This is a genomic window from Novosphingobium sp. AP12 (assembly GCF_000281975.1).
Classification (GTDB): Bacteria; Pseudomonadota; Alphaproteobacteria; order Sphingomonadales; family Sphingomonadaceae; genus Novosphingobium.
Genome location: NZ_AKKE01000036.1, coordinates 14,108 through 40,585 on the forward strand (window position 1 = coordinate 14,108; position 26,478 = coordinate 40,585).

The 26,478-nt window shown below is 61.8% G+C and carries 21 protein-coding genes; 17 read left to right on the forward strand and 4 right to left on the reverse strand.

The window, feature by feature from the left end:
* The first annotated feature begins 67 nt into the window (after positions 1-67).
* The gene (locus PMI02_RS07090) at positions 68-1,894 is read left to right on the forward strand and encodes a bifunctional diguanylate cyclase/phosphodiesterase (RefSeq protein WP_007680781.1); all 1,827 of its coding nucleotides are present in this window, start codon (positions 68-70) and stop codon (positions 1,892-1,894) included.
* 255 nt (positions 1,895-2,149) lie between these two features.
* Positions 2,150-2,389 (forward strand): hypothetical protein, encoded by a 240-nt coding sequence (locus tag PMI02_RS07095; RefSeq protein ID WP_007680783.1) that lies wholly within the window; start codon positions 2,150-2,152, stop codon positions 2,387-2,389.
* Between the two features lie 373 nt (positions 2,390-2,762).
* Here the strand turns inward: PMI02_RS07095 and PMI02_RS26985 are convergent, their stop codons facing one another.
* Positions 2,763-2,906: a hypothetical protein gene (locus PMI02_RS26985; RefSeq protein ID WP_157222416.1), complete on the reverse strand. Its 144-nt coding sequence runs from the start codon at positions 2,904-2,906 to the stop codon at positions 2,763-2,765.
* A 69-nt stretch (positions 2,907-2,975) separates the two neighbouring features.
* On the opposite strand from PMI02_RS26985, the gene PMI02_RS07100 reads away from it, so the two are divergent.
* A complete protein-coding gene (locus tag PMI02_RS07100; protein ID WP_036502731.1) occupies positions 2,976-3,221 on the forward strand; it encodes a BrnT family toxin in 246 nt (81 codons plus the stop codon).
* A 360-nt stretch (positions 3,222-3,581) separates the two neighbouring features.
* On the opposite strand, the gene PMI02_RS07110 is transcribed toward PMI02_RS07100, so the two are convergent.
* Both PMI02_RS07110 and PMI02_RS07115 read right to left on the reverse strand, forming a co-directional pair.
* The gene (locus PMI02_RS07110; RefSeq protein ID WP_036502734.1) at positions 3,582-4,304 is read right to left on the reverse strand and encodes a Crp/Fnr family transcriptional regulator; all 723 of its coding nucleotides are present in this window, start codon (positions 4,302-4,304) and stop codon (positions 3,582-3,584) included.
* 1,745 nt (positions 4,305-6,049) lie between these two features.
* A complete protein-coding gene (locus PMI02_RS07115) occupies positions 6,050-6,625 on the reverse strand; it encodes a hypothetical protein (protein ID WP_081496646.1) in 576 nt (191 codons plus the stop codon).
* Between the two features lie 841 nt (positions 6,626-7,466).
* Between PMI02_RS07115 and PMI02_RS07120 the strand changes: the two genes are divergently transcribed.
* The 13 genes from PMI02_RS07120 (at position 7,467) to PMI02_RS07180 (ending at position 24,004) form a co-directional block, all read left to right on the forward strand.
* Positions 7,467-8,510, forward strand: a complete 1,044-nt coding sequence (locus PMI02_RS07120; RefSeq protein WP_007680794.1) for a mannose-1-phosphate guanylyltransferase — start codon at positions 7,467-7,469, stop codon at positions 8,508-8,510.
* Between the two features lie 9 nt (positions 8,511-8,519).
* Positions 8,520-9,341 carry a class I mannose-6-phosphate isomerase gene (locus PMI02_RS07125; protein WP_007680796.1) on the forward strand — a complete coding sequence of 274 codons (822 nt, stop codon included), beginning with the start codon at positions 8,520-8,522 and terminating at the stop codon, positions 9,339-9,341.
* A 1,660-nt stretch (positions 9,342-11,001) separates the two neighbouring features.
* Entirely contained in the window at positions 11,002-12,168 is a 1,167-nt protein-coding gene (locus PMI02_RS07135; RefSeq protein ID WP_007680803.1) for a nucleotide sugar dehydrogenase, read from the forward strand.
* Between the two features lie 40 nt (positions 12,169-12,208).
* Positions 12,209-13,336, forward strand: a complete 1,128-nt coding sequence (gene gmd / locus PMI02_RS07140) for a GDP-mannose 4,6-dehydratase (RefSeq protein ID WP_007680805.1) — start codon at positions 12,209-12,211, stop codon at positions 13,334-13,336.
* A gap of 15 nt (positions 13,337-13,351) precedes the next feature.
* The gene (locus PMI02_RS07145; protein WP_007680807.1) at positions 13,352-14,323 is read left to right on the forward strand and encodes a GDP-L-fucose synthase; all 972 of its coding nucleotides are present in this window, start codon (positions 13,352-13,354) and stop codon (positions 14,321-14,323) included.
* 15 nt (positions 14,324-14,338) lie between these two features.
* Positions 14,339-15,565 carry a WcaI family glycosyltransferase gene (locus tag PMI02_RS26285; protein WP_081496647.1) on the forward strand — a complete coding sequence of 409 codons (1,227 nt, stop codon included), beginning with the start codon at positions 14,339-14,341 and terminating at the stop codon, positions 15,563-15,565.
* A gap of 296 nt (positions 15,566-15,861) precedes the next feature.
* Positions 15,862-16,920, forward strand: coding sequence for a glycosyltransferase family 4 protein (locus PMI02_RS07150; RefSeq protein WP_036502756.1), 1,059 nt, complete (start codon positions 15,862-15,864; stop codon positions 16,918-16,920).
* 5 nt (positions 16,921-16,925) lie between these two features.
* A complete protein-coding gene (locus PMI02_RS07155) occupies positions 16,926-18,119 on the forward strand; it encodes a glycosyltransferase (RefSeq protein WP_007680813.1) in 1,194 nt (397 codons plus the stop codon).
* Entirely contained in the window at positions 18,119-18,703 is a 585-nt protein-coding gene (locus tag PMI02_RS07160; protein WP_007680815.1) for an acetyltransferase, read from the forward strand. The genes PMI02_RS07155 and PMI02_RS07160 overlap by 1 nt, the downstream gene beginning before the upstream one ends.
* Positions 18,704-18,796: 93 nt before the next feature.
* Positions 18,797-20,161 carry a hypothetical protein gene (locus PMI02_RS07165; RefSeq protein ID WP_007680817.1) on the forward strand — a complete coding sequence of 455 codons (1,365 nt, stop codon included), beginning with the start codon at positions 18,797-18,799 and terminating at the stop codon, positions 20,159-20,161.
* An 11-nt stretch (positions 20,162-20,172) separates the two neighbouring features.
* A complete protein-coding gene (locus tag PMI02_RS07170) occupies positions 20,173-21,519 on the forward strand; it encodes a lipopolysaccharide biosynthesis protein (RefSeq protein WP_007680819.1) in 1,347 nt (448 codons plus the stop codon).
* Positions 21,519-23,090: an FAD-dependent oxidoreductase gene (locus PMI02_RS07175; protein ID WP_007680821.1), complete on the forward strand. Its 1,572-nt coding sequence runs from the start codon at positions 21,519-21,521 to the stop codon at positions 23,088-23,090. Before PMI02_RS07170 ends, PMI02_RS07175 begins: the two co-directional genes overlap by 1 nt.
* An 11-nt stretch (positions 23,091-23,101) precedes the next feature.
* Positions 23,102-24,004: an aldo/keto reductase gene (locus tag PMI02_RS07180; RefSeq protein ID WP_255348708.1), complete on the forward strand. Its 903-nt coding sequence runs from the start codon at positions 23,102-23,104 to the stop codon at positions 24,002-24,004.
* 7 nt (positions 24,005-24,011) lie between these two features.
* Here PMI02_RS07180 and PMI02_RS26990 read toward each other — a convergent pair whose 3' ends face one another.
* On the reverse strand, positions 24,012-25,322 hold the full coding sequence (locus PMI02_RS26990; protein WP_157222418.1) for a hypothetical protein: 1,311 nt from the start codon (positions 25,320-25,322) through the stop codon (positions 24,012-24,014).
* A 680-nt stretch (positions 25,323-26,002) separates the two neighbouring features.
* Between PMI02_RS26990 and PMI02_RS27895 the strand changes: the two genes are divergently transcribed.
* Complete coding sequence (locus PMI02_RS27895) at positions 26,003-26,185, forward strand: replication initiator protein A (protein ID WP_238539015.1); 183 nt, start codon at positions 26,003-26,005, stop codon at positions 26,183-26,185.
* Positions 26,186-26,478 lie beyond the last annotated feature (293 nt).

Consider the following 26,478-nt stretch of genomic DNA (forward strand, 5'->3'; position numbering starts at 1 on the left):
GGCCGCGCGCTTATGGGTTTGTTAGGCGGGATCCGTAAATACTGGGGGCCACCATGAGAGAAGCCCCGTGACGCAACTGCAGAACATCATACTCGAGATGATCGCCAGAGGGGAACCGCTGGCCGATACGGTGGGCCGTCTCTGCCAGGAGGTCGAAAGCCTTGTTCCGGGGGCGATCTGTTCGGTGCTGGGCGTCGACGCGGCGGGGCACTTGCGCTCGCTGGCGGCGCCGAGCCTGCCGGCGCAGTACTGCGATGCGATCGACGGCCTGGCGATCGGCCCCGGCGTGGGCGCCTGCGGAACGGCGGCCTATCTGGGCCGTGAGGTCGTCTCGAGCGACGTGGCAACCGATCCGTTATGGGATGACTTCAGGCACCTGGTCCTGGCGCTGGGCCTGCAGGCGTGCTGGTCGAGCCCGGTCCTGGACTCTGAGGGCCGGGTGATCGCGACTTTCGCGTTCTATTACCAGGAAAAGCGGGGCCCGTCGGCGCTCGAACGCGACATCGTGGCCCAGTGCGTCAACCTGTGCACGATTGCCTTCGACAGGGAGCGCCGGGTGACCGAATACGAACGGCGGGCCAACACCGACGGGCTGACCGGCCTGCCGAACCGCGCGGCATTCGAAACCGAACTGGCGGGGCTCAGCTGCGCGGTTCCCGGGGCATGGGCGCTGTGCATGATCGACCTCGACAATCTCAAGGTCGCGAACGACACCTTCGGCCACGCTGCGGGGGACGCGCTGCTGCGACAGGTCGGGATGCGCCTGGGCACGGCGGCGGCGCCTGACCGGGTGTTTCGTTTGGGCGGCGACGAATTTGCCGTCGTCATGACCTCCGGCGCGGCGCTGGCCGATCCGGACGCTGCGGCGGGCCGCTACCTCGATGTTCTGGTTCCGCCACTCGAGGGAGACGACTGGGTCATCGTGCCTAGGGCGACGCTGGGTTTCGCTGTCCTTTCGCCCGGCGACTGCACATCGCAGCGGGTGCGCCAGAACGCGGATTTCGCGCTCTATCATGCGAAGGAGACCGCGCGGGGAAGCGCAGTGCGTTATTGGCCCGGCATCGGCACGCGCATGACCCGCCGCCTGACAGCGATCCGCGAAGTGGACGCGGCGCTGAGGGAAGGCCGCATGGAAGCCCACTACCAGCCGATCTTCAAGCTGGAGACCGGAGAAATCATCGGCCTGGAGGCCCTGTCGCGCATGCGCCTCGGCGCTTCGCTGGTGCCGGCCTCGTCATTTTACGAGGCGACCACGGATGCGAGTGTGGCGGGCGCGCTCACAGAGCGGATGATTGCCCAGGTCGCCCGCGACCTGCGCGGCTGGCTCGACATGGGGATCCCGTTCCAGCATGTCGGGATCAACGTCTCGTCCACTGATTTTCGCAAAGGAAACCTCTTCGCAGTCTTGTCGCAGGCGTTCGGCGAGGCAGGCGTTCCGCTTGGGCATGTCGTGCTGGAAGTCACCGAATCGGTCTATATGGACGACGATGCAGGCTTTGTGCGCGACGCGATCGCGGGCCTGCGCGCCAGCGGGCTGAAAATCGCGCTCGATGATTTCGGGACCGGGTTCGCGTCGCTGACGCACCTGCTGACGGTCCCGGTCGACATCATCAAGATCGACAAGTCGTTCGTCGACGGCGTGGGCGCTGCGGGCGCCAGCGACGTGATCGTCGGCGGCCTTATGAGGATCGCGGCGGAGCTTGGCGTGAAAGTCGTTGCCGAGGGGATCGAGACCGCGGTCCAGGTGGCAGGCCTCAGGAGCCTGGGCTGCAACCTGGGACAGGGCTTTTTCTTTTCGAAAGCGATCAGTGCCCGCGAGGCCGGCGTCATGATGCTCGGACGCGCGCAGGGTCTCGCCGCCGGCGCCGACTGGCCGGGACGGGCCAGAGCGTAGCGCCAGAGCCCAGTTCCAGGGTCCGGCACCGGCGAAAAGCGCCACAGGGCAATGACGGCGCTGCAGGTTCGGCTCGGCCCACCTTGGCGGAGCGCCTCGCTTGTCTGGCCGATTAATCCGGGCTGGATGCGGCCCGAAATCGGCCCGCCGGCCCCGCAGAGCGGCTTATAGTACTCCCGGCACCGAAACATGACCCATGTTAAGGTTTATCTTCGCCAGGTCGGTCATGGGAAGGGGGCACAAGGGGGTAACAGGATGCGGCGTAACCCGGCGGACCGGAGAAAAATGCGGCTGCGCGGCGGTGAAGCGCATGTCGAGTGGCCGACGTACCGCGCGGCGCGCGAGGAGGCGATCAGATATGCCGGCGAGATGATGCAGTCGCGGCCCGAGGTGCTGAACGATGGCCAGGATTTTCGTGTCACCGTCACCGATGACAACAATCAACCCCTGTTCAGCGTGATCTGCATCGCGCTGGAAACCGGCAGGCTGCACTAGGCCGCATGGTGGGTGCCTTCAGCGCCGGCGGCCTCCCCGCGCCGCCGGCGGCGCGAAGACTTAGCTGCGGGACTGCGCGGACCGGGGCGGATGCGGCGGCCGGAACGCCCGGCGCCGCAGGCAGCCGATCCCCGGCCCGGGCGGCCTTACCTGCGGCGCGCAGCATCGCCGCCTCGCGGTCAGGGGTGGGCCACTGCCGGGATAATCACGGCGGGCCGGACCGGCGCTTAAACACAGGATGGCTGGCGCCGTCATTTGCGGGAATGCCCGCGCCTCGCCAGAGAGCTCCTATCTTCATGCGGCGCACCCTCCTCCACGCTTCGGTCGGCATCGACGCGCGCGGTCCGCAAGGGGTCAAAGCCGTGCGCTGGGATCAGGCGAAGGCAGCGTTCATCGGCGCTGCGTTGCCGTGCAACCGATTGTCGCTGCGCAGACAGCCCGGCAAGATGACCGCGCAGGCTTTACCGAAAAGGCTAGCGGTATCCGGCGCAAAGCCGTCTTGGCGCAGATGGTTCATGGCGCGTTCGGCAGGCGTGGCACCAAGTTACCTGGTCCGCACGCGCTTGGGCGGTAACTCCCGCCGGCCATGAAAATCCTTTGGGACGAGCAGCGCAGGCTTGCCAATATCCACGAGCACGACGTGGATTTCGCTCGGGTTGGCGAGAGATACTTCTCGGCGGCGCTGGTCAGGCGATCGCGGTGCGGGGCCTGGGCTGTCATTGGCTGGGTCGACGGCTTTGTCGCGGTGATTGTGATGACGTGCAGCGACGAGAGCGTGACTATCGTCTCGGCGCGTGCGGCCACCTGTAACGAGCGAAAGCTGTTCGAATGACCTGGCCCGGCAGGACGCCAGCTGACAGGACGCCGCCTGACAGGACGCAGGATGACTGGACAATGGAGGATTTCGCCGAAGCGGTGCCTTTCGCTGTCGCGTTTCCGCGCTTGGCCCGGACCCTGGCGGATCGCTGCGGGCGGGAAGCCGAGAACGTTGGTGCTGGGGCTCCCTGACCCCAGCGGGGTGCGCGCGGGAGCGCCTGCTCCGGCGGCGGCGAGGCTGGTTCCGTGGTCCTGCGGTACTCACTGGAGCCGTCTGTGATCCTGGTTTCGCGGCGTTCCGCAGCATCGCTCCGTCCAGGCGGATGGCGCCCGCAGGGCCGGTCAGCAGAAACGGCGACATCCGGCGAGCGGCAGGTCACAGGTGGATGGCGGGCTGGCTCTGGTCCAGATGGAGGTACAGAGCATTGAAATCGCCGATGCCGGCCATGGCGTCCCAGTCGGAGAAGCTGACATAGCGGCGGTTGCGATGGACGACGCCTTCTTTCTGCAGCGCCTTCAGGGTCCGGTTCACATGGACCGGCGTCAGACCGACGACATCGGCGAGCTGTTCCTGGGTCAGGGGAAGCTCGAACCCGTCCTCGACCGGGTAGCCGGCGGCTTTCATGCGGAGCCACACTTCGCACAGGACGTGGGCTATGCGCGCGCGGGCGTCGCGCCGGCCCACGTTCATGACCCATTCGCGGTAGATCGACGAGTCGACCAGCGCGTCGATCCACATCGCGCGGCCCACAGCAGGGCGATCGAGTGCGAGCGCCTGAAGCGCCTCGCGCTCGATCGCTACCACCTTGAGTTCGGTCAGCGCCTGGACGTTGTGATCGGCGATGTTGAGGAAGAGGCTCTGCAGGTCGATGAAATCGCCCTGCAGGTGGATCGAAACAATCTGCCTGGCGCCATTGGCGGTCAATTTCTGGCGGTATGCGAAGCCCGTCTGGATGAAATCGCAGTGGCGGCGCGGCGGCTCTCCCTCCCTGACGGCGTAAGCGGCGGCATGATAGGTGCGCAGGAGATAGGGCAGTCCACGGATGGCGCGGTGATCGCTCTCGCTCAGGGTAGTCCTGGTGCCGAGTTTGCGAATCATCAAATTCAGAGGCGAGTCTGCCACGTGTCACTCCCATCAGGCGGGAGCACGCTCATCTCTCAGTCGCCGAGAGCCCTTATAGAGTAGTGGCGATCGGTCACCTTAACATGACCCGTCGCAAGATACCCAACCTATCATACAACAAACCGCATAACATAAGTCAATTCAGGCATGGTGGGCGCGGTAGTCGGGGCGCGCGCGCGAGATGCGAGCACGGCCGCCGTGCCCTGAAAAGGCGGGCAGGGCCCCGGGGGGAAGGTCTCTGTCCGCTCTGGTTTCAGCGGCGAGGCTGCAGGATCCTGAAGGCCTGGCGAATTCTCGATGCGCGTAGGAGGCGCTGCTATCGCGGCGCGCGGCGACTTCGTAGTCCAGGTCCCTCAAAGCACATGGCGAGAAAGATCTCGCGTAACAGGGGCGTCATCGTGCGCAGCGCCTTGCGGCCCCGGCGCATGGAGCTGCGGCGCCGACGGGGGCGCATGACGCCCCCTGCCAGCCAGGAGCCGAGATCAGCGCCGCCGCACCGATGCGGCGTCCGCCTGACCGGGCCGAGCGCTGCGCGGGAGAGCGTGAGCGATCGTAGCGGCTTTGCCGACGAGACGGCGCAAGGCGGCTCGGCCGCTGCGCAGGCTGCGGCGAAGCGCAGCCATGGGTGCAAAGCCTGGCACGCTCCTGCAAATGCTCACGGGTTCACCATCCGTCATTTCCGGCCCTCTTAATCAGCGCAAGGACACAGGAGACACATGAAGACGGGCAGACTGAAGCCGGCCAACCGGTCCCGGCACGGGGCCGGTTGGCCGACCCCCAGGGTGGGCGGGTGGGTCTCCCCTCTACCGCCTTTCCCTTCTTCCTTCCTTCCTTCCTTCCTTTCTTCCTTTCTTCCTTCTCTCCCTCCTGAGGGGCAGGCGGCCGGGTCCTTGTTTCCCCTTCCCGCGCTTTTCCTGCGGGCTTCCTTCTGCGGCTCCAGCCCGTGGCCCACTGGCCGGACGCCGGCTGGCAGCGGGAAGACAAATCCCTTTTGCGGTGCGCAGAGGCGCCGGCGCGGGGGGACCCGGCGGTAGCCGCGCGCCGCCGGAAAAACCGCACCGGCGGCTACGTGGCCGCGGCGCGAGCCGACGCGGCGATGCCCTGACCGCTGGGCATGATTGTGCACTTCTGTTATGCGGAGTCCAGAACATCGGGTGAGCGGAAAGGCCTATGATGGACCGAAAAAACTCCAGTGCATCACCGACTTCGCGGCAAAACCGTGCCTTCCACCATCAGCGAAAATGCAGCCATCATAGTCGTAGCGACATCGCAGCCATGGATTCCAGGGACTCTGTCCGGGTATCCTGCCAGCTTCGCCGCGGGCCAACCAGGAGCCAGGCATCGATTTCGAAGATCTGGGCCTCGCTCTCCTCATATTCGAGCTTGTAGTCCTTGCCCTCGGTCCGCACCCAGCTCGGGTCGGCGTCCGTCAGGGGACGCTTGACCTGTCACAACTCGATGCGGCGCTGAAACTCAATCTTCGCCCGGCCAAGTGCGACGGCAAGGTCTCGCTTTGCCGAGCAGCACGGCATCAGCGGGGCGGAAGTGATGGAGCACTTCGCGCAAACGCTGCTGATCCTGTCACGCGACCGTGGCCGACGCCCAGCCATGGCTGCGCCATTTTTGGCCGGGGTGACTTTCCTGCCGACCATTGCCCCGGCATCTGTCGGCAGGTCTTGGACCAACTGCGGCGCTGCCGGGCGGGCAGCGCCGCATCTCCTTCACGCCGCCGAGGGGGCGTGGCCAGTCACGTGATAAACATGCTCCATCAGATTGAGCAGGATCACTTCGATTTCACGGGCGGTGAACCCGCCATCGTCGGGACAGGGATTATCAAACAGGCTGCGCTTGTTCCATTTCCAGTAGGGGCTCAGCACCTGCGCCAGGCGGGCCGTCTCGGCGCACCCATAACCGAAACCGGTTGCGTTGGCATAGGCCAGCGATCGGCCCACCTGGTACCCCACGTGCCGGGCACACCAGTCGTCCGGAAAACCGACATCGAGCAGATGGGACGATAAGGCGAGCTGGGCGGTGATGCCGGCAGAGTAGAGCACGTTCGGAAGGCCGCCCAGCGCATCGGGATCGCAGCAGGGCATGAACTCCTCAGCCCCCCGGCAGCGTTCGCGGCTGAGCTCGCGCCCTTCGCGTGTGCGCACGAGCAGGACAGGCTCTGCGCCATGACTTCGCCACAGGGCTGCCAGCGTTTGAGTTGGAGAGGCGCTTGCCGACCGGGCAAGCGATCGCGCTGTGACGCCCGCGGGAGCGCGCGGCGGAGTGACAGGGGCAAAGTTATCCATAAGCACCTCCGATCCGCATCGATGCGGTTGTACGGAAGGAACGAGACGGATGCGGAAAAAAGAGGTCCCGAACTCCCGCACGCTAGCGCGCGGGAGCCGCCGGAGCTGGTAACACGCAAACACATGCGCCGCCGCCTTTCACCCGAAGGTTTGGACATGCGCGACGGCACCCCGGAAAACCGCGTTTTCCGAGTTATTTTGTTTGCAGGATTACCAGTCCCGGCGCCGCCTTTTGCGCAGCGCAACGGGTTTGTAGCACAAGCGGATGTGGCCTCCAAGGACCGGCAACGGGGTGGCCTTGCTCGAAGCGGCCTAGGGCGATCCTTTTCCATGGTGTGATCGCGAGGCGCAGGCGGTGTTTGGCCACGGAAGGCATCGAAGTGCTGTCTGGGCCATTGATAGCCACCAGGAGCGGTGTGAGGTGCACCTCGAGGGTCCGCAGCCTGTTTTAGCGCGTGGGGCTGGTCGACCTCATGGCCGGAGAATCCCTGCCGGAAGCCCGTGGCCTTTCCGGGTACAATCATTGCGCGGCAAGGACAACATGGGAGGGGTATCGAATGATACACACCCGACGCACCCTTTGCCCCCCGCTGGCACGCCAGCGCGTCTGAGACAAACGCACTGCAACAAACTCGGCCAAGATCCGCCGTCATTTTCATGGCGAGGATCGGCGCCTTCCTGGAACGAAGCCGCAGGCGGTTCGGTCGGCTCAAATCCTAGAGCACTTCAAGGGGCGTGCGCGAGGCAACCAGTGCCGCACCGCGCGCACTCGACGTTGCATCGCAACAAATACGCGGTACTACTTAATTTCGCTTGCAACATTTGATGAGGCAAATCCGCCATGCCCACTATCGTGCCTGTCATTTTATGCGGTGGCAGCGGCACCCGGTTGTGGCCGCGCAGTCGCGTCGCGAAGCCGAAGCCGTTCCTGCCGCTGGTCGGTGACAATACGCTGTTCGAGGCGGCACTTGCGCGTTGCCCGGCTTCAGGCGGCTTCGCAGCACCGTTCGTGGTTACCGGTCGTCAACATGTCGATCATGTCGAGGCCCAGCTGGGCGAAGCATCCGAAGGCCAGGTGATCGTCGAACCCTCGGCGCGCAACACCGCCGCTGCGATTGCACTGGCGGCGAACCGGCTTCCTGAAGATGCAGTGATGCTCGTCTGCCCGAGCGATCACCACATAGGTAATGCAGAGGCCTTTACGGAGGCCGCGTGCGCTGCCGCCGACCTTGCTGCCGAAGGTTGGCTGGTGTCCTTCGGGATCGAGGCGACCGCGCCGGAGACCGGTTTTGGCTATCTCAAGCGCGGTGATGCGATTTCACAAGGTGCCTATCGCACCGCCCAGTTCGTCGAGAAGCCCGATCTTGAACGCGCCAAGGCTTTCCTTGCCGAGGGCATCTATGCCTGGAACGGGGGCATCTTCGCCTTTCGAGTCAAGGAGTTCCTGGAAGAACTGGCCACGCACCGCCCGCAGATCGCCGCCGGTGTCGCCGCAGCGGTGGCGAAAGGGACGGAAGACGGTCGCCGCTTCCACCCTGATGCAGATATTTTCGCCGCTGTTCCCAGCGATTCCGTCGACTACGCGGTTATGGAGAACACCGCGCGCGCGGCCATGGTGCCCGTTGACATGAGCTGGTCGGACATCGGCAACTGGCATGCCCTGCACGAGGCGCTCGATCGCGATGCCGATGGCAACTCCATACGCGGCTCGGCTTCCGTCGATATGGTGGACTGCCGCAATGTGCTAGTGGACAGTGACGGCCCGCGCGTCTCAGTCATCGGGCTCGAGGACGTGATCGTCGTCGTCGATGGTGACGACATCATGATCACCACCATTGCTGGGGTGCAGAAGGTTGGCAAGCTCTCGGGCGCTGTGAATCAGTAAGGATTAGTGATGACCGCTGCACTGCCGATCCGTCAGGTCGAGAAGCCTTGGGGTAGGGAAATCTTGCCTGCGCCGTTCGCCGCGCCCGCGGGTAAGCGCATCGGTGAGATCTGGTTCGAACCGCCCGCTGCGCTGTCCGAGCTGTTGGTCAAGTATATCTTTACCAGTGAGGCGCTGTCGGTCCAGGTCCACCCTTCCGACATGCAAACGATCGCGAAAGGCATCGGCCGGCAGGGCAAGGAAGAATGTTGGCTGATCGTTGACGCTGAGCCGGGCGCGACGCTGGGCATCGGCTTCAATGTAGAGCTCGACGAGGAAGCGATGCGCGCCGCTGCACTCGACGGCTCGATCGAGCACCTGATGACCTGGCACAAGGTCGTGCCCGGGGACTTCTTCTACATCCCCGCTAATACCGTCCACGCCATCGGTGCCGGTGTTAGCCTGATCGAAGTGCAGCAGAACAGCGACGTCACCTATCGGCTCTATGATTACGGTCGTCCACGCGAGTTGCATTTGGAGGATGGTATCGGGGTGTCGCGGGGTGAACTCTACGCGCTTGACCGCTGGCATCAGCAGGTGCTGAGCCAAGCTACGCAGACCTTGGTCAACGGGCCGCTGTTCATGCTTGATCAGATCGTGGGCGCACCGACAGAGGTCATCGCTGCGCGCTATCCCACAGCGCTGTTGGTTATCCCGCGCGAAGGGGAGGTGGAAGTAGCCGGCGAGACAATCGCACCGGGAGACTGTGCCTTGGCGACGAGGCTCGCGGACGTGCGTTTCTTGGATAGTGGCGTGTGCCTGCTGGCTAGGTCGCTGGCGGCAGAAACGTAACGCAGGTACCGCGCCACTACGGCTTGCCCTTATCTGTAGCGACGTCAGTGCAAGCAAATGGAATGCCAGGGTCAATGCCGAAGACTGTCTCTGTTTCCGAATTGATGGTGACTCGGGGGGGGCGCTTTTGGCGCCAGCGGTGCGCGAGGCTTGGTGACGGCGGTAACCGACGAAGTCCGCGTCACTATACCTCCGCTTTCCCCCAGCAACTTGAAGCCGCCGGGCAGTTCACGCGCGGGACGCATGTAGCGATCGCCGGGGACTTGCGGCCTTCCACGCCGCGTATCATTTGGCGCTTGCGCTGCGGCCATCGCAACAAGCGTGGCGAAGTGGACCACTCCGGGTTTGTGCCTTCACATGCTGTGGCTGCCTACGGATTCGAGCGAGGCATTCCATCCATGATCGTGACGGACAGTCATATTCCCGACGGCGGTTACGGCATCAAATTTAATCGCGCGGACGGCGAAGTCCTAAAGTGGACGAGATGGCGATGAGCGCGCAGGCCGTGGTTCTTCCCGACGTGTTCGGGCACAGGCGCTTCGGAGCTGACCTTTGGTGTCTATGAGCATTCGGCGGTCCGCCACGATCTGCTGGGTGTGATCGTAGAAGCGCTTGGCGGAAAGGCGACACGCCTGGCGCATTCCGACACCTTCGTTCCGGATGATACGGAAGCCGTTCGGCGGGAAGATCAGGCTTTGGGCCGCGAATGGGCCGAGAAGTTCGACTTAGATGCAATCGCTTTTACTGATCGGGATTCCGATCGTCCATTGCTGGCCGACGAGAACGAGGCTTGGATGCGTCGTGACGTGCTGGGCATCCTGCGCGCTAGGCTCTGGGGATCGAGGCAGTGGCTACGCCAGTCAGCTCCAACTCGGCGCTGGAGCTTTCGGGAGATTTCCATGGCACACGGCGCACCAACATCGGCTCGCCTTGTGTCATCGCGGCGATTAACGCGTTAATTGACAATGAGAATACAGCTTGATGCTACGAAACCAACGGCGGCTTCATCCTCGACACCAAACTAGCCTCCGAGGGGCGCAATTTGTCTGCTTTCCCAACGCGAGATGCAGTGCTGCCTCTGCTCGCGGCGCTGACCGAAGGCCGGCGGAGAGGCGTCACGTCATCCGCGCTGCAAGCCCAGCTGCCTTTCCGCTACACGTTCGGCGAAAAGATCGAGGAGTATCCGACTCGCCAGAGCGAAAATCTGCTAACGCACCCCGGCTAGCGCCAAACCAGAGGTCCTGACCCGGTTGCCCGGTGTTTGGGGGGAACTCGCCGGAAAGGCTGCGCAGATTGATCTCAGTGACGGGCGGCGCATCACTTTCAAGGACCGCGATATCATCCATCTAGGCCCGGACGGCAACGCGCTTGTGCTGCGATGCTATACCGAAAGCGCCACGGGGACCATGTCGGGGCGCGCAAAACGCTACGGTGTCGGCAATGATTGTGGAGGGTGCGCTTGTCGGCCAGAACCGGACGGTGTGCAGTGCAGCATAAATTCGTTGACTGTTTCTGCCGCAGGTTGGAAAAGGCAACATTAGGAGAAATCATTAGCAGAAGTCCCCAGGCCGGGGATGGGCCTCTTAAAGCGGACGGGCAAGTGCATTCCGTATATTGTTTTGTTATAAGACCTTAGGATAACTTCGCGAGTGATCCAAGAATGAAGATTGCCGTTTTTGGCCTCGGCTATGTGGGGCTTTCCAACGCCGTACTGCTTGCGCAGCATAACGAGGTCCTGGCGGTCGATATCTCGGCCGACCGGGTAAAACTGCTCAATGCCCGCAAGTCGCCGATTGTTGACAAGGAATTGCAAGAGCTCCTTGCCACCGCTGAGCTCAATCTTACTGCTACGCTCGATGCGGAGCAGGCACTCGCTGGCGCAGACTATGTGATTATCGCCACGCCGACAAATTACGATGCGAACACCAACAAGTTCGATACGTCCTCGGTCGAGGAAGTGATCCGCACGGCGGTTGCTGCCAACGCAAATGCGACGATCGTCGTCAAATCGACCATCCCGGTCGGCTTCGTCGAGGACGTGCGCGAACGTCTGGCAGCTCCGCAGGTCATCTTCAGTCCCGAGTTCCTTCGCGAGGGACGGGCGCTCTACGATAATCTGCACCCGTCTCGCATCATCGTCGGTGAACGCTCCGAGCGGGCCCGAATCTTCGCAGATTTGCTGCTTCGGGGGGCGGAGAAGAAAGACGTCGAGATCCTCTTCACCGACCCGAACGAGGCCGAGGCGATCAAGCTTTTCGCCAACACCTATCTCGCCATGCGCGTGGCTTTCTTTAATGAGCTCGACAGCTACGCAATTGCCGGCGGCATGGACACGCGCCAGATCATTGACGGCATCGGCCTCGATCCGCGTATCGGCCGTCACTACAACAACCCCAGCTTCGGTTATGGCGGCTACTGTTTACCTAAGGATACCAAGCAGTTGCTGGCAAACTATTCCGAGGTTCCTCAAAACCTTATCCGCGCGATCGTTGACGCCAACCGCACGCGCAAAGACTTTTTGGCCGATCAAATCATCGCCAAGCAGCCCCGGAAGGTTGGCGTTTTCCGTCTCGTGATGAAAGCGGGATCCGACAATTTCCGGCAGTCTTCGATCCAGGGAATCATGAAGCGGATCAAGGCCAAGGGCATCGAAGTCGTGATCTATGAGCCGGCGATGGCCGAGGATGAGTTTTACGGGTCCAGGGTTGTGCGTGATCTAGAAACGTTCAAGGAGGACTGTGACGTCATCATCGCCAACCGCATGACTGCGGCCATCCAAGACGTGCAGGACAAGGTTTTCACACGCGATTTGTTCGGGTCGGATTGAACCACGAACGCAATCGAATTCGCTTTGAAGGGGACGAACATTGAGCGGTAAGAAGGTCGCATTGATCACCGGTGTGACGGGTCAGGATGGCTCATATCTGGCGGAGTTCCTGCTGGAGAAAGGGTACGAGGTTCACGGCATCAAGCGCCGCGCCTCGCTCTTCAACACGCAGCGTATCGATCATATCTACCAGGATCCGCATGCCCCTTCGCCGGACCTGAAGCTGCATTACGGCGATCTTTCGGACACGTCGAACCTGACACGCATTATCCAGGAAACTCAGCCTGACGAGATTTACAATCTCGGCGCGCAGAGCCACGTTGCGGTCAGTTTCGAAGCTCCCGAATACACTGCTGATGTCGATGGCCTGGGTACCCTGCGTCTGCTCGAAGCAATCCGTTTCCTCGGCCTCGAGAAAAAGACCAAGTTCTACCAGGCCTCGACTTCCGAGCTCTACGGCCTGGTTCAGGAAATTCCGCAGCGCGAGACGACGCCGTTCTATCCGCGCTCTCCTTATGCGGTGGCGAAGCTCTACGCTTATTGGATCACGGTGAACTACCGCGAAGCCTACGGCATGTATGCCTGCAACGGTGTGCTGTTCAACCATGAGAGCCCGCGCCGCGGCGAGACCTTCGTGACGCGCAAGATCACGCGCGGTCTAGCCAATATCGCTCAGGGCCTCGAGCCATGCCTGTACATGGGCAACATCGACTCTCTCCGCGACTGGGGGCATGCCAAGGACTACGTGCGCATGCAGTGGATGATGCTGCAGCAGGAGCAGGCTGAGGATTTCGTGATCGCCACGGGCGTGCAGTACTCAGTACGCGAGTTTATCACCTGGTCGGCGGCGCATCTCGGCATCACCCTGCGCTTTGAAGGCGAAGGCGTGGACGAAGTGGGCATTGTTGATGCGGTGAACGGGGACAATGCGCCTTCGGTCGCGGTTGGAGATGTGCTTGTACGGATTGATCCGCGCTATTTCCGTCCGGCCGAAGTCGAAACTCTGCTGGGTGATCCGGCCAAGGCCAAAGAGCGCCTGGGTTGGGTGCCCGAGATCACCGTGCAATCCATGTGTGAGGAAATGGTGAGCGAAGACCTCAAGGTCGCCAAGCGACACGCGCTGCTCAAGCAGCACGGCTACGACATTCCCGTCTCGCTGGAATCCTAAGGGGAATACGAGAACATGCGCGTTTACGTCGCAGGCCACCGGGGTATGGTGGGCGGAGCCATCAGTCGTAAGCTGACCGAACGCGGGGCCGAGGTCGTGACGCGCACTCACGCCGAGCTGGACCTGAGCGATCAGGTAGCGGTGCGGGACTTCTTTGCCGCCGAGAAAGTCGATGCCGTCGTTCTGGCGGCGGCAAAGGTGGGGGGCATTCATGCCAACAACACCTATCCCGCAGAGTTCATCTACGAAAACCTGATGATCGAATGCAACGTCGTTCATCAGGCCTTCAAAGCGGACGTGCGCAAGCTGCTGTTCCTTGGCTCCTCCTGCATCTACCCTCGGGCAGTGGCCCAGCCTATGCGAGAAGATGCATTGCTGACCGGTGTTTTGGAGCCCACGAACGAACCTTACGCAATCGCCAAGATTGCTGGGATCAAGCTGTGTGAAAGCTATAATCGGCAGTACGGCACCGATTATCGCAGTGTCATGCCGACCAACCTCTACGGCCCAGGAGACAATTTCCACCCCGAGAACAGCCATGTGATGCCCGCGTTGATCCGCCGGTTCCACGAGGCTGCGCGAGATGGCGTAAGCGAAGTCGCGATCTGGGGCAGCGGGACCCCGCGCCGCGAGTTTCTGCACGTAGACGACATGGCCGAAGCCTCGCTGTTCGTGCTCGATCTGCCCCTTGACGTGTACGAGTCGAACACCGAGCCGATGCTGAGCCATATCAATGTGGGCTACGGCGAGGATGTGACGATCCGCGAACTGGCCCAGCTTGTTGCGACGGTGACCGGGTTTACCGGCGAGATCGTTTTCGATGCCAGCAAGCCCGACGGAACGATGCGCAAGCTGATGGACTCAAGCCGCCTCAACGCGATGGGCTGGAAGCCATCGGTTGTTCTGGAAAACGGGGTCAAGGAAACGTACCAGTGGTTTCTGGAACAGGTGGCAGCGCCAGGGCAACCCGCCATGGCGGGGCACTGATCCCATATGAATCAAATGAACATTCTGATTCTTGGCATCAACTATGCCCCTGAAATGGTGGGCATCGGCCCATACACGGCAGGCATGGCTGAATTCCTAGCGGCACAGGGGCACTCCGTCACCGTCGTCTGCGCCAAACCTTATTACCCACAGTGGAAGGTCGACCCGGCCTATGCTGGGGGGGGCAAGCGTACAACGATAGAGAACGGTGTGCGCGTAGTACGCGTGCCAACTTATGTTCCCTTCAATCCTGACGGAAAGCGGCGTCTTGCACATCACTTAAGTTTTGCTGCGCAGGCGCAGATAGCGATGACAGCGGAAACTCGCAAGAAAAAGCCCGATATTGTAATAGCCATTGCTCCTTCACTCGTGTCAATTATTGCTGCACGTGATGCTGCTCGCCGTACTGGCGCCAAGCTGTGGCTGCACATCCAAGATTTTGAAGTCGAAGCGGCCTTTGCTACTGGCCTTCTTAAAGAAGAAGGAGCATTAGCAAACGCTGCGCGACGATTTGAAAAGTGGGCGATTGAAGCTGATCAACTAAGTACAATCTCTCCTCAGATGTGCGCGAAGCTGGTCGAAAAAGGCGTCTCTCCCGAGCGAGTGTTCGAGTTCCGCAACTGGGCAAATATTGATGAAGTAATTCCATTGGATGGTGAATCTCCATACCGTAAAAGGTGGAAAATTCTGCGCCAGAATGTGGCGGTGTACTCTGGGAATATTGCTAATAAGCAAGGAATAGAGATAGTTGTTGAAGCTGCGAAGTTGCTTCAGCGACGCAAAGATTTGATGTTTGTGGTTTGTGGGAATGGACCGAATAGAGCTCAATTACACAAACAGGCTGACGGACTAGACAATATCCAATTCCACGACCTTCAGCCACGTGAATTCCTCTCTGACTTGCTCGGACTCGCGACAATTCATCTGCTGCCGCAGATTGCCAGTGCGGCAGATCTAGTATTGCCTTCAAAACTGACCAATATGCTGGCTTCGGGCCGCCCCATCGTCGCCACTACGTTACCGGGCACTGGTTTGGCGGACGAGGTCGAGGGATGCGCTTTGGCAACTCAACCCGGCGACGCGCACGCATTCGCCACAGCGATTGAGAAGCTGCTAGATGATGAAGATTTGCGGTTCTCCATGGGGCGAGAAGCTCGTCAGCGCGCCCTTCAGCGATGGAGCCGAACCAGCATTCTAGACAAGTTTGATAACAAACTTCGTGGGTTTGGGAAGGTCGGTTGAGTAGTGGCGAAGCAAAGATGTCGGTCAGAATTGTCTAGGGTAAGTGCACTGCCGAAGATTGATTGATTTCGAATTTTTTACACAGGCAAACGCATCCTAGTGGTGCCGGCCGCGGCTATCGGCCGCTTTCGCGCCAAGACCGCGCCTGCGAAGCTGACGGCCATGCTGATGTAAGCAGTTACCGACCTGTACATTCGTTCGCAGTCGCCGCATAAACTTGCACGAGTTTGGAACCGAGGGATTTTATGTCGCATGGACGTCTAAACCGGAGGGGGGAAGCGAAGCAGCCGCGCTTCGTGATCGCCGTTGCATCTCTCGGTGATTATAGAGGAAACGTAGTCAAAGCACTAAAGCGCCGGTTGGGTGATAAGCTCACCATTTACGCGGGCGGACCTGCTTATAGCGAGTCAATCCGCCTCCTCGACTATGAACAGGCGGGCGTTCGGCGACTTCGAAATTACTATCTCAAGGGCGATGTTCTGCTGCAGCAACTGCCATGGTCGGCTCTGCTGTGCGCAGAATCGCTAATCCTCGACCTAAATCCACGGGTACCGCATGTCTGGCTGATCACCGGGGTGCGACGGCTGCTGGGACGGCGGACGATGCTTTGGGGGCATGCCTGGCCGCATGCCGGACCTGGCGCGCGCAGCGATCGCCTACGCGGGCTGCTCCGGCGCCTAGCGAGCGGCCTTGTCGCTTACACTGAGACGCAGGCGCAGGCGCTGCGCGACACGCTGCCCGGCCGACCGATCCAGGCAGCGCCAAATGCGCTCTATCCAGCTCACGACATGCGTTTCGAATTAACGCAGCAGCGCTTCCGGATTCTGTATGTCGGCCGGATCGTGGCTGAGAAGAAGGCCGACCTCCTTATCGAAGCCTTCGTGCGGGTGGCGGATCGAATGTCTGGCGTCGTGCTAACGATCGTAGGAGATGGACCAGAGCGAGCGGCGTTGATGGAGAGAGCGCAGGCCAGCGCGGTCGCGGACCGGATCGAGTTTCCCGGCTACATTTCAGAGCACGAACGGCTGAGGCCGATCTATGCCGAGACGATCGTCAGCGTCTCGCCAGGCTACGTCGGTCTGTCGGTGACTCAAAGCCTCTCCTTCGGTGTGCCGATGCTAATCTCACGCGACGAGAGGCATTCACCGGAAATCGAGGCGGTGCGACCGGACTTTAATGCCGAGTTTTTCGAAACTAATGACGCGGATGCGCTGGGCGCGGGGTTGCTGCGGTTTGTGGAACATGCCCACGTTTGGCGCCATCGAGGGCCGGCTATCGTCGAGGACTGCGCCGCGCGCTACTCGGTGGAGCGGATGGCCGAAGGCCTAGCGCTGGCTTTGACCGGCGAGCAGTGAAGGCCATGCGGATTGCCTATGTCGTCTCCGACTTAACCTTTCCGCCACAGGAAGGTTTGCACGAGCAGACCCTACTAACCGCGCAGTTAATCGGCGGCACAGATCGGACCGTCGATATCTACGGCTTCGTTCGACGGCCCGAAATGCTTGACCTGAGCGCAATGGAGAAGGCTACCGGGTTGCGCTTCGCTGCCCCGCCCATACCGTCCAGGCTCCCGAACCTTCTTTTGGGTCTTCAGAACTCGTTGCAGCCAAGCCGTAATGCTAGCGCGCTGCTTGACAAGCTTAAGCATTATGATGTGATCCACCTAGAAAATCTGGCAGCTTGCGGTTTGGTCCGGGCTCATTCCGCTGCAAGAACGGTGGCCGGTGTGATTGATCCCGGCAGCCTCAGATGGCAGCGTATGAAGGCCAGCGCGACGACCTTGCGAGGGCGCGCGTCGGCTACCGCGCAGCAGGCGCTACACACACGCCTCGAAAATCGGATCGCACAGCCCGGCGTTACCATTCACGTGGTGTCGGAACCCGACGCACTCTACCTCACCTCCCGTGTTCGGCGGACGGACGTGGTTGCGATACCGGTCGCACTCGCACTCGAAAGCGGTGCACCGCTTTCGAGTGTGCCATCTAAATGTGAAGTTATCGTGTTCATTGACTTGCGCCGGGAGCATTTACGGCAAAGCTTCTTATGGGCTGCAAAAACCGTCCTGCCAGCCCTCGTGCAAAAGGGGGGCGGCGACATCTCCATTAAGGTTCTTGGCCGAATTGCGGCAGATCCCGAACTCTTCGCAGCAACTGCAGCACTGCCGCTTTCATTCGTCCCTTATGTGGACGATCTTGCTGGTGCATTGCAGCGAGCGGCACTCGTGCTAGTGCCGGACCGGACCGGGACTGGCCTCAAAAACCGGGTAATTCAGGCGATGGCGCTTGGCTGCCCGGTCGCCGGAACCTCCGTTGCGTTCGAAGGCATCCCGGCCACTGACGGCGCCGAAGCGATCATAGAAGAGGATGGCGCCCGCTTGGCCACACGATCAGCCGCGCTCCTCCGCGATGAGCGGGCACGTCTTGCGGTTGGACGTGCCGGTGCGGAATTTGCAGTCGCGCGTTACGGCCGCCAAGCCAATGCTCAACGGTGGCACCAGGTGTATGACAGGATTGCGGGACGGACACTGGCCCCGTCAACTGGAGGCCCGGAGTGATGACGGAACAGACGGACGAGGCTGGCGGACTGCTGGTCATGGGAAAGGCCGGCGCGACAATGGACAGGCCCAGCTTCTCGCTACGCAACCGCATCGAGCGCACGCTGTTCATGCTGGTCTGGGTGCTGGGTGCCAGTTGGACGCCGCCGCCACTTCATGCTTGGCGTTGCCTGCTGCTGCGGTGGTGTGGCGCGCGGATCGGCAGCCGCGTGAAGCTATATGGCAGTACCGCAATCTGGCATCCGGCGAACCTCGATATCGAAGACGGCGCTACGGTCGGCCCGCGCGTACGTATCTACAACCAGGGCGCAATCAGTATCGGCGCGGGGGCGGTCGTCTCACAAGACGTGCACTTGTGCGCAAGCAGCCATAACGTGTCAGACCCGAACTTTCAGCTGGTTCTGCGGCCGATTCGCATCGGCCCGCGCGCCTGGATCGCGGCGGACGCATTCGTTGGGCCTGGGGTAACGGTGGGCGAGGGAGCGGTGCTAGGGGCGCGAGGCGTCGCGATCCGCGATCTCGAACCTTGGAGCATCTATCGCGGAAACCCGGCCGCAATTGTAAAGAAGCGAAAGCTGCTCTAAGCAGCGCCAGTGATGACAACCCGGCCATTGCTGGCGCGCCATTCCGGGCGGCGGCGCGCGACGGGGCGATCCACGGCGTAAGGGAACTGCACGTTGGAACTTCAGATCATCCTTACGTATGTGCTAGCTGCCTGCCTGAATGTGGCGGCTCTTTGGCGCGTACGGCTGGCGCGGCTGACCTTTATCGACGGACTAATCCTCGGCATGACCTATTACGTCAGCGTGCCGATGGTAGCAGTGCTGGCCGCCGGGCGGATCGGTCCCGAATTTGTACCGATCTCTGATTATCGGCCTTATGTAGACACAACCACCAGTTACTTGATCATCGGCGGAATAGCAGCGCTGTCGCTTGTGCGACTGCTCATTCCCGGTCAGAAAACAATGCCGCTGCGTAGCCAAGCATACTCGCTGCGCTACCTGCTGCGTGCACTGCTGCTCCTCTACTTTGCGACCACAATTATCTCCTTTTTTGTCAGCGGCGTCGCTTCGGGCGGGCATTGGTTCCGCGCGAGCCACGAGCTGATGGAGACCAGCCCTGGCTATGTGGCCCTGAAGCAGATCAGCAACATCACGCGCACTATCGTGTTTGGCGCTTTGGCAACGGTGGCGGTGCGCGACCGGAGCGCTGCGCGGCGGGCGCTGGTGATTGGCGCGACCATTGTGCTGGTCGACCTGTTCGCCACGTTCAACCGTATCACAATTGTCTACTTTCTAGTGCTGGTTTTGGTCTGCTTCCGCCGCCGCGCACTTCTAACCTGCGGCGCACTTGGAGGGCTGCTGCTGTCGGGAGCGTATGTGTCAAGCGGGTTCACCGAATTTCGCGGCTTGGTTGGCATGTACGGCTACAGCCCATCGGGTTTCAGCCAAGCACTGGATGGCGCAGTGCGCCGGATGACCGAGGAAGAGAAGCCGTTCGTGGACCAGATGAACGGGGTGTTTGAATCGATCAACATCACTGTGTTCAACTATGTCGTCCAGTATCGGGGGCAGTTGGGCGTGTCGACCAGCGATGTAATCGTTCGCCCGCTCACTACAGTGATCCCGCGCGCTGCGCTGCCTTCGCGCCCGCCGCCATTTGCGTCGGTATTGGGCAAGGCGATCACAGGCAGCGATGCCGCGGCACTCAATTCGACGCTATGGGGCGAGTTCTACGCCGGTGCGGCGGTGCCAGGACTGTTGATCTGGTTGCTGTTTCTGCCGCCGCTACACCTCCTTTACGTCTGTCTGGCGCGCGCCAACCCCGCTTACGGCCCGATCGGCGCGCTGGTCGCATTCGCCTGGTGGCGGTTTGACACTTCCTTCTTGATGAACGCCGGAATCTTCGCTGTCCTCATCCACTTCCTCCTCCTCCTGTCTGTCCGGGCGGGCCGTGATCTGTTCGGTAAGCCGCGACGTCGGCTGCCCCCGCCGCGACCGCCTTTGCCCGCCGCTGCAGATTTGAAGGGGAGCATCCTTTGATCAGGCGGGTGATGAGTGGTGTCGGCGCTAACATCGTCGATAAGCTGATTGTCAGCGGCACGCAGCTCCTGCTCGTGCCGGTCCTGGCGAATGCTTGGGGCCTCCACCTTTACGGGCTCTGGGTGATGATGTTTACCGCACCTTCTTTCCTGGCGATGGGCGATTTCGGCTTCGCACAGGCGGCCGGAACCAAGATGACTATGGCAGTGGCGCGCGGCGAGCACGAGGAAGCGGTGAACATCTTCCAGAGCGCTTGGGTAGCGATCCTCACCTCGTCCGCCGGCCTTGTCGCGCTCGCCGCGCTTCTGGTGTGGCTGCTGCCCGAAAGTCTGCTCCAGGGGGGCGCTGGCATGGCTGCAGGCGACATCCGCTCGACTCTGTTTCTGCTAATCCTTTATGGGATTGCTGCAATCCAAGGCAGCATCTTCTTCGCTGGTTTCCGCTGCGCGGGGCTATTCGCGGTAGGCGCGTTCTGGAACGCGCTTATCATCCTTGTCGAAAGTAGCGCCGTGATCGCGGTAGTGTGGCTTGGCGGCGCTGGGCCGCTCACGGCGGCCGCTGCATTTCTGGGCGGCCGATTGGTCGGGCTTGCGGGGCAGTTTCTGTTGCTGCGTCAGCGGGTGCCATGGTTGCGCGTCGGCCTGACGCGTGCGCGGTGGGAGGAAACGCGCCGGCTATTCGCGCCTGCTGGCGCGGTCATGCTGGTACCGATTGCGCAGGCGCTCTCGCTGCAGGGTACGGCGCTGGCGCTGGGCGCGGTGGCAGGCGAGGCAGCAGTGCCTGCATTCACTGCGGCGCGCACGTTGTCACGCGTTGGCATGCAAATGTGTTGGTTACTTAACACACCTCTGATGCCGGAATTCACCGCCGCCTCCGCGCGCAAGGACCGTGGCGCTATGGCGACGATGGTGCTGGCCACGTTGGCGATGACCGTGCTGCTCGTCCTTCCCTATGCGGGCATATTCGCCCTGTTAGGTCAGGAAGCGATCCTGCTCTGGACGGGCGGTGCGATTCACGCCCCCGAGCCGCTGCTACTCGCCATGGCAGGCAGCATGGTGTTCGGCGGCTTTTGGTATCCTGTTTCGAACCTGATCCTCGCGCTGAACCGACATGCTAGCTACACCTTCTACTATGTACTGTTCGCCGCGCTCAGCTTGCCCGCAACCTATCTGCTTGCTGAACGCTTCGGGGCGACTGGGGCGGGGCTAGCGATGATGACGATGGATGCGGCAATGCTGGTGCTGATCGTGCTGATCGCGCGGCGTCTTTTGGTGAGCGGCGACGAACTGCGCCGAGCCGTCCCGCTGGCACGGAAGCGGCTGGCGGAGCTTTTCACGCGAAAGGTGGCTAAAACCTGATGATTCTCGATTTCGACAAGTTTGATGGCGCGCTCGCAAGTCCACGCGTGCTTGTCGTGGGTGCAGGGGCCGCAGGCATCGTGCTGGCGGTGGCGCTTGCGAGGCGCGGCGTGGACGTTTTGCTGTGCGAAGCCGGTGGGCGTAGCGTGGAGCCGGCTTCGCAGGCGTTGAACGATGCGGTGTTAAGGGGCCGTCGCCACGCCGGCATCGCTGAGGGGCGCGGCCGCCTGCTGGGCGGCACCACGACGCTGTGGGGCGGTCAACTCATATCCTTTCGCGAGATCGACTTTCGCGCCCGTCCATGGCTGGGGCTGGACGCATGGCCGATCACGCGCGGCGACGTGGCGCCCTATTACGAGGCGGTAGCAACGATGCTCGGCCTACCAGTGCGCGGCGACGATGACGCGCTGGTTTGGGAGGCGCTAGGCCTCACGCGACCCGAGCTTGGTACCGATGTCGAGTTTGTGCTGACCCGCTGGCTGAAGGAGGCGAATCTCGCTCGCGCCTTCCGCAGCGATCTCGAGATGAATCCCAAGCTGACAGTGCTGCTGCATGCCACCGCCACCAGCTTTGTGCCCGGCGCGGACAGTGCCATCCGTGCGGTCACGCTTCGCTCCCCCGGTGGACGCAGCGTTGCGGTGGAGGCGGACCATGTTGTTGTCGCCACCGGCACGATCGAGGCAAGTAGGTTGATGTTGGCGGCGGCGCAGCAGGACACTACCTTGCCCTGGGCTAACAACCCCCATGTCGGCGCCGCCTTCCAGGACCATCTTGACGTTCGCGCGGCAGAGGTGACCGTGCTCGACCGGAAGCGGTTCTCCAACACGTTCGACAACATTTTCTTGAAAGGGTTCAAGTATAACCCCAAGGTAGTGCTGGCTCCCCACGTCCAGGAAGCGGCGGGGATCACCAATGTCGGAGCGGTGTTCACCTTTGAATCATCGCTTACGGAGCATTTGTCTAACCTAAAAATCTTCCTGCGCGCGATGCGCAATGGCGCAGTGCCGCCGAACTTGCGCGCGATGCCGGCTCATCTGAAGGCACTGGCGAAGATTTGGTGGCCGCTGATCCGCCGCTACTTGCGGGACAACCGCGCCTTTAATCCCGCAGATCTCGGCATTAGCCTGCGCTTACATTGCGAGCAAAAGCCGATAGCGCGTAGTCGCATTACGCTGGATTCTGCGAGGACGGATGCTAACGGGATGCCGCTGGCGGTGCTCGATTGGCAGATCGACGGGATCGAGGTTGAGGCGATGGCGATCTGCTGCGAGCGAGTGGCGACTGCGTTAGCGGAGCGCGGCCTCGCTCGGTTGGAGATTGATCCACGTATCCTAGCACGCGATCCCGCCATTCTAGACGATGCCCGCGACACGAACCATCATTGTGGCGGCTTGCGCATGGCGGCCAGTCCAAGGGACGGCGTTGTCGATGCGGACTGCCGTGTGCACGGCACTAAAAACCTGTACGTCGCCGGGGCTGCGGTTTATCCCAGTTCAAGCTTCGCCAACCCTACGTTCACCGCCATGGCACTGGCGCTGCGGCTTGCAGATCGAATTGCAGGACAAGCATGATGCGGACGACAATGCTGGGGGGGAGAGAAACCTCGCGCATCGGTCTTGGTTGCGGCCGGCTGCAGGGCGGCGCGGGTGCAAAGGCAGGACGGCGCTTGGTCGAGGAGGCGCGCAAACTAGGGATCGCGCATTTCGACGTGGCGCCATCCTATGGGCTCGGCCTGGCAGAAGACGTGCTAGGCGACGTTTTAGCCGGTGATTCGAGTGTGACAATCGCCACAAAGGTAGGGATTGCGCGGCCCAGCAATGCCGGGCTGAAATCGCTGGCGCGACAGCTACTCCGCCCACTGCTCGTCGCCACGCCTGCGTTGAAGCAACGGCTAGCGAGCGAGGCGCAGAAATCGGTGCCGCGAAACCAGTTCGGGCCTGATCAGATTGAGACCAGCTTTGCGGAGAGCCTGCGCCGACTGCGGCGTGAGCACGTAGACGCGCTACTGCTCCATCAACCCGAACCTGGCAGCATCGGCGCTGAGACGGCAGCGGCGATGGAACGGTTGGTGGCGGACGGACGGGCAGGCGCAGTTGGGTCCGGCACCGGCAACGACTTGGCGGCATTGGTGCCGTTTGGAACGGTGCGGCAATATCGTTGGTCGCCTGCTGTCACCCCACAGGCAGGGACCACGGACATCGTCCACGGCCTGCTCCGCCGTTATCCCCGTTTCGCCGACCCATCAACGGACTTCTCGCAACGGCTCGCTGTTTTAGGCTTTGATGCGGCCGACCCGGCGGCATGGCCCGGCCTGTTACTGACCGTAGCACTCGCCAGCGCGCCGGATCTGATCGTACTCGTCTCATCAAGCACGCCAACCCGGCTGCACCAGGCCGTAGCGGCGATCGACTGGACAGCAGTGGAGGGCGGCAAACCCGGCTTCATCGAAGACGCTTCGGCGCTTCTGGACACGCTGACCGTCTGAAGTGAGGTCAACGCCAGCTCACCCCATTATCGGACGAGACGAGGGTGCGCGGCGTTAGTTCGGGTGCGTCCGCATACCAGCACAGGCCGCCCTTGTCACAATCCTTGCGCGGCCCTCCCGCTACGCCCAGCGTCCGTGCTTCCGCATCGGTCAGCATGTTGGGATAATAGCGGAAGTTCAGGTAGAGCTGGCCTGCAAGGTCCATCGTCATGCGCTGACGCCAGGCGGCATAATGCGCGCGGTTCGGTTCCGCCAGGACGCGGCGGATGGAGCCGTTCGGCCAGCGTGTCCACGGTTTGCCCCATGGCTTGCGCAGCTGCACCAGCGAATAGCGCGCGCGCCCGTCCTCGCCGCGCGCCACTACGTTCATCGTGCCGTCGCGCGAAGTGGCTAGGCTAATATAGCTGTAGGTGCCGGTGGCCGAGCCTTCCTTCCCAACCGGCCCCTCCGGTATCCATCCGCCCGCGGTCGTGCCGGGCTGGCGTGATCGAAACATTAGGAACCACGCATGATGCGCGCCAATCATCACGACAAGGTGGCCGTCCGGTCCGGCGGTGATCGCCGGTATGTCGTGCATATCGGGCGCCTGCGCAGTCGTGCTGCGGCCGACCTGACGCTCCGGTCCGAGGCGGCCGGTGGTGCGATCTACCTCCCTTGCGACTGACAGTGTACCCTGCCCCAAGCCGTCGTCGACATCGTAGACTGCGATGATGCGGTCGCGCGTGGTGAAAGTGGAATTAGCGGCCCCCGAATGATTTCCGACCAGCAGTGATCGATCGCTCAGCAAGAGCGGTGGGCCAGCTGGAACGATCCTGTCCTCCGAAACGGTTAAACGCTCCAGCCACAACCGCCGTTCGGTGCGGCCACCATAGCGTTCGAAACTGAGGATAGTCGGGGGGGCGCCGTGATCGTTGTAACTATCGGGCCTCTCCATTGTCGCGTTGCGCCCTGCGAGCGCGACCGCGTGCCAAGTCCGCCCGCGGTCGGCCGACCAAAGTAGTACTGCGCTGCGCAGCTTGGAATAGCGTGGAATGATAAGTGTGTAGACACGCCCCTCCGCATCCCCAACCACCGACGTGTCGACCATAGTCCCTTTGTCCCAAAGGCCATCCCATCGCTCGCCCTTCAGCACGTCGCGCTCAATTGCGGCGCGCGCGATCTCGTCAAGGTCAAGCGTCCGCACCGCTCGGCGGGGACGCACAATCGTTAGCACCCCGCCGCTACGGACATAGGCGCTACCTGAATTGTCAAAACCGGGGCTGCCCGCATCGAGCAGCGTAGCCCGATGGCGCTCCGCCGCTTCCAGCGTATAGGACATGTCCTGTCTCGGCCCCACCGCCGCCACGAGGAGGGCGCAGCATAGCAGGATCGGTGATAGTCTGCGTGTCACTTGTCCTCCTTCTAATTTCAAAGCGATTGGTAGCATACCATATAATCTTCGAGTGAGGCACCGAAGCGGCGGTCGCGCAACTGACTTTAGCAAAATCAGCGTCTACGTCACCGCCACTGTCATATCGAGCTTTGCCGATCCGCTCGATTGCGGCCCGCATCGAATTGTTCGGTGCCCGCTGCGGATCGCTAGCGCGCGAGCCGCCCGATAGCATAGAGCCGGGCATCCGTTTAGTCTCGGCATCCGCTCGCTGCGGGCGTATCTGTATCACAGCTACCACGTCAGCTTCGAGCGACTGTCGCTCATTACCGGGCGGTGCTTAGCCTCATGATCTACCAAACGGGGGGCGCCAACGCCTTCCGGCCCAGCTTGGGTTTTGTCCATCTCAGAATCAGTATAAATGGTCCAGCGGACGTCGCCATGAAATGCAAACGAAGGTGGTCTCCTAGTGGACCCGGTGCTGACTTTCGGCTAATCGCAGGGCAATTCTGGCCCCGAATGCCAACCTCAAAACGCTCGCGCCTTTTGGTTGATGTTGAGATCGGCGGTATCTCGCCGCCGACAAAGTTTCGCAAGACTTCACGTTCACTGCGCAAGACCTATTCAGTGTGGCCGGCTCGAACCATTCGTCGCGCATTTACACGCGTCTGGCTGACGTGCTGGAGAGTCTGCAGGGCACTCAGATCCGCACCAATATCGAGGCGGGGGGCAGAGGGAGGAAGGCTTGTCTCGTCGCTGTCCGAGGCGGGGCGGCAATTTGCGCGCAACGGCACGAGGCGAGACGCGGCTGAAGGCGGTGATGCGCGCCATCCTGCTCGACCGGCAAGTGCTGGGCTATGGCGGGCCCCACTTTCAGCTGGGTCCGATCGAGAGGCGCATCATGAAGTTACGCACTCGACCTGCGAGGGGGTGCTGCTCGAGATCGACCTAGCGACCTCCCGGCTGCAGATCGGCTTTCAGAACGAAAGAGCACGGCTCACACGGCATAAAATGAAGCTATTTTGCCATTCAGGAATAGTACAGAAGTAATTCGTCCTTTCGCTAAACCATGTGCTAAAGACAGAGTGGTCTTAATATTACGAAT

Excerpts from the sequence above, each read along its gene's own strand:
- PMI02_RS07135 (WP_007680803.1), top strand. The coding sequence starts at position 11,002 with ATGAAGATTGCCGTTTTTGGCCTCGGCTATGTGGGGCTTTCCAACGCC.
- PMI02_RS26985 (WP_157222416.1), bottom strand. The coding sequence starts at position 2,906 with ATGAACCATCTGCGCCAAGACGGCTTTGCGCCGGATACCGCTAGCCTT.
- PMI02_RS26990 (WP_157222418.1), bottom strand. The coding sequence starts at position 25,322 with ATGTCCTATACGCTGGAAGCGGCGGAGCGCCATCGGGCTACGCTGCTC.
- PMI02_RS07115 (WP_081496646.1), bottom strand. The coding sequence starts at position 6,625 with ATGGATAACTTTGCCCCTGTCACTCCGCCGCGCGCTCCCGCGGGCGTC.
- PMI02_RS07095 (WP_007680783.1), top strand. The coding sequence starts at position 2,150 with ATGCGGCGTAACCCGGCGGACCGGAGAAAAATGCGGCTGCGCGGCGGT.
- PMI02_RS07180 (WP_255348708.1), top strand. The coding sequence starts at position 23,102 with ATGCTGGGGGGGAGAGAAACCTCGCGCATCGGTCTTGGTTGCGGCCGG.
- PMI02_RS07170 (WP_007680819.1), top strand. The coding sequence starts at position 20,173 with ATGAGTGGTGTCGGCGCTAACATCGTCGATAAGCTGATTGTCAGCGGC.
- PMI02_RS07120 (WP_007680794.1), top strand. The coding sequence starts at position 7,467 with ATGCCCACTATCGTGCCTGTCATTTTATGCGGTGGCAGCGGCACCCGG.
- PMI02_RS07110 (WP_036502734.1), bottom strand. The coding sequence starts at position 4,304 with ATGATTCGCAAACTCGGCACCAGGACTACCCTGAGCGAGAGCGATCAC.
- PMI02_RS07125 (WP_007680796.1), top strand. The coding sequence starts at position 8,520 with ATGACCGCTGCACTGCCGATCCGTCAGGTCGAGAAGCCTTGGGGTAGG.
- PMI02_RS26285 (WP_081496647.1), top strand. The coding sequence starts at position 14,339 with ATGAACATTCTGATTCTTGGCATCAACTATGCCCCTGAAATGGTGGGC.
- PMI02_RS07175 (WP_007680821.1), top strand. The coding sequence starts at position 21,519 with ATGATTCTCGATTTCGACAAGTTTGATGGCGCGCTCGCAAGTCCACGC.
- PMI02_RS07160 (WP_007680815.1), top strand. The coding sequence starts at position 18,119 with ATGACGGAACAGACGGACGAGGCTGGCGGACTGCTGGTCATGGGAAAG.
- PMI02_RS07155 (WP_007680813.1), top strand. The coding sequence starts at position 16,926 with ATGCGGATTGCCTATGTCGTCTCCGACTTAACCTTTCCGCCACAGGAA.
- PMI02_RS07145 (WP_007680807.1), top strand. The coding sequence starts at position 13,352 with ATGCGCGTTTACGTCGCAGGCCACCGGGGTATGGTGGGCGGAGCCATC.
- PMI02_RS07100 (WP_036502731.1), top strand. The coding sequence starts at position 2,976 with ATGAAAATCCTTTGGGACGAGCAGCGCAGGCTTGCCAATATCCACGAG.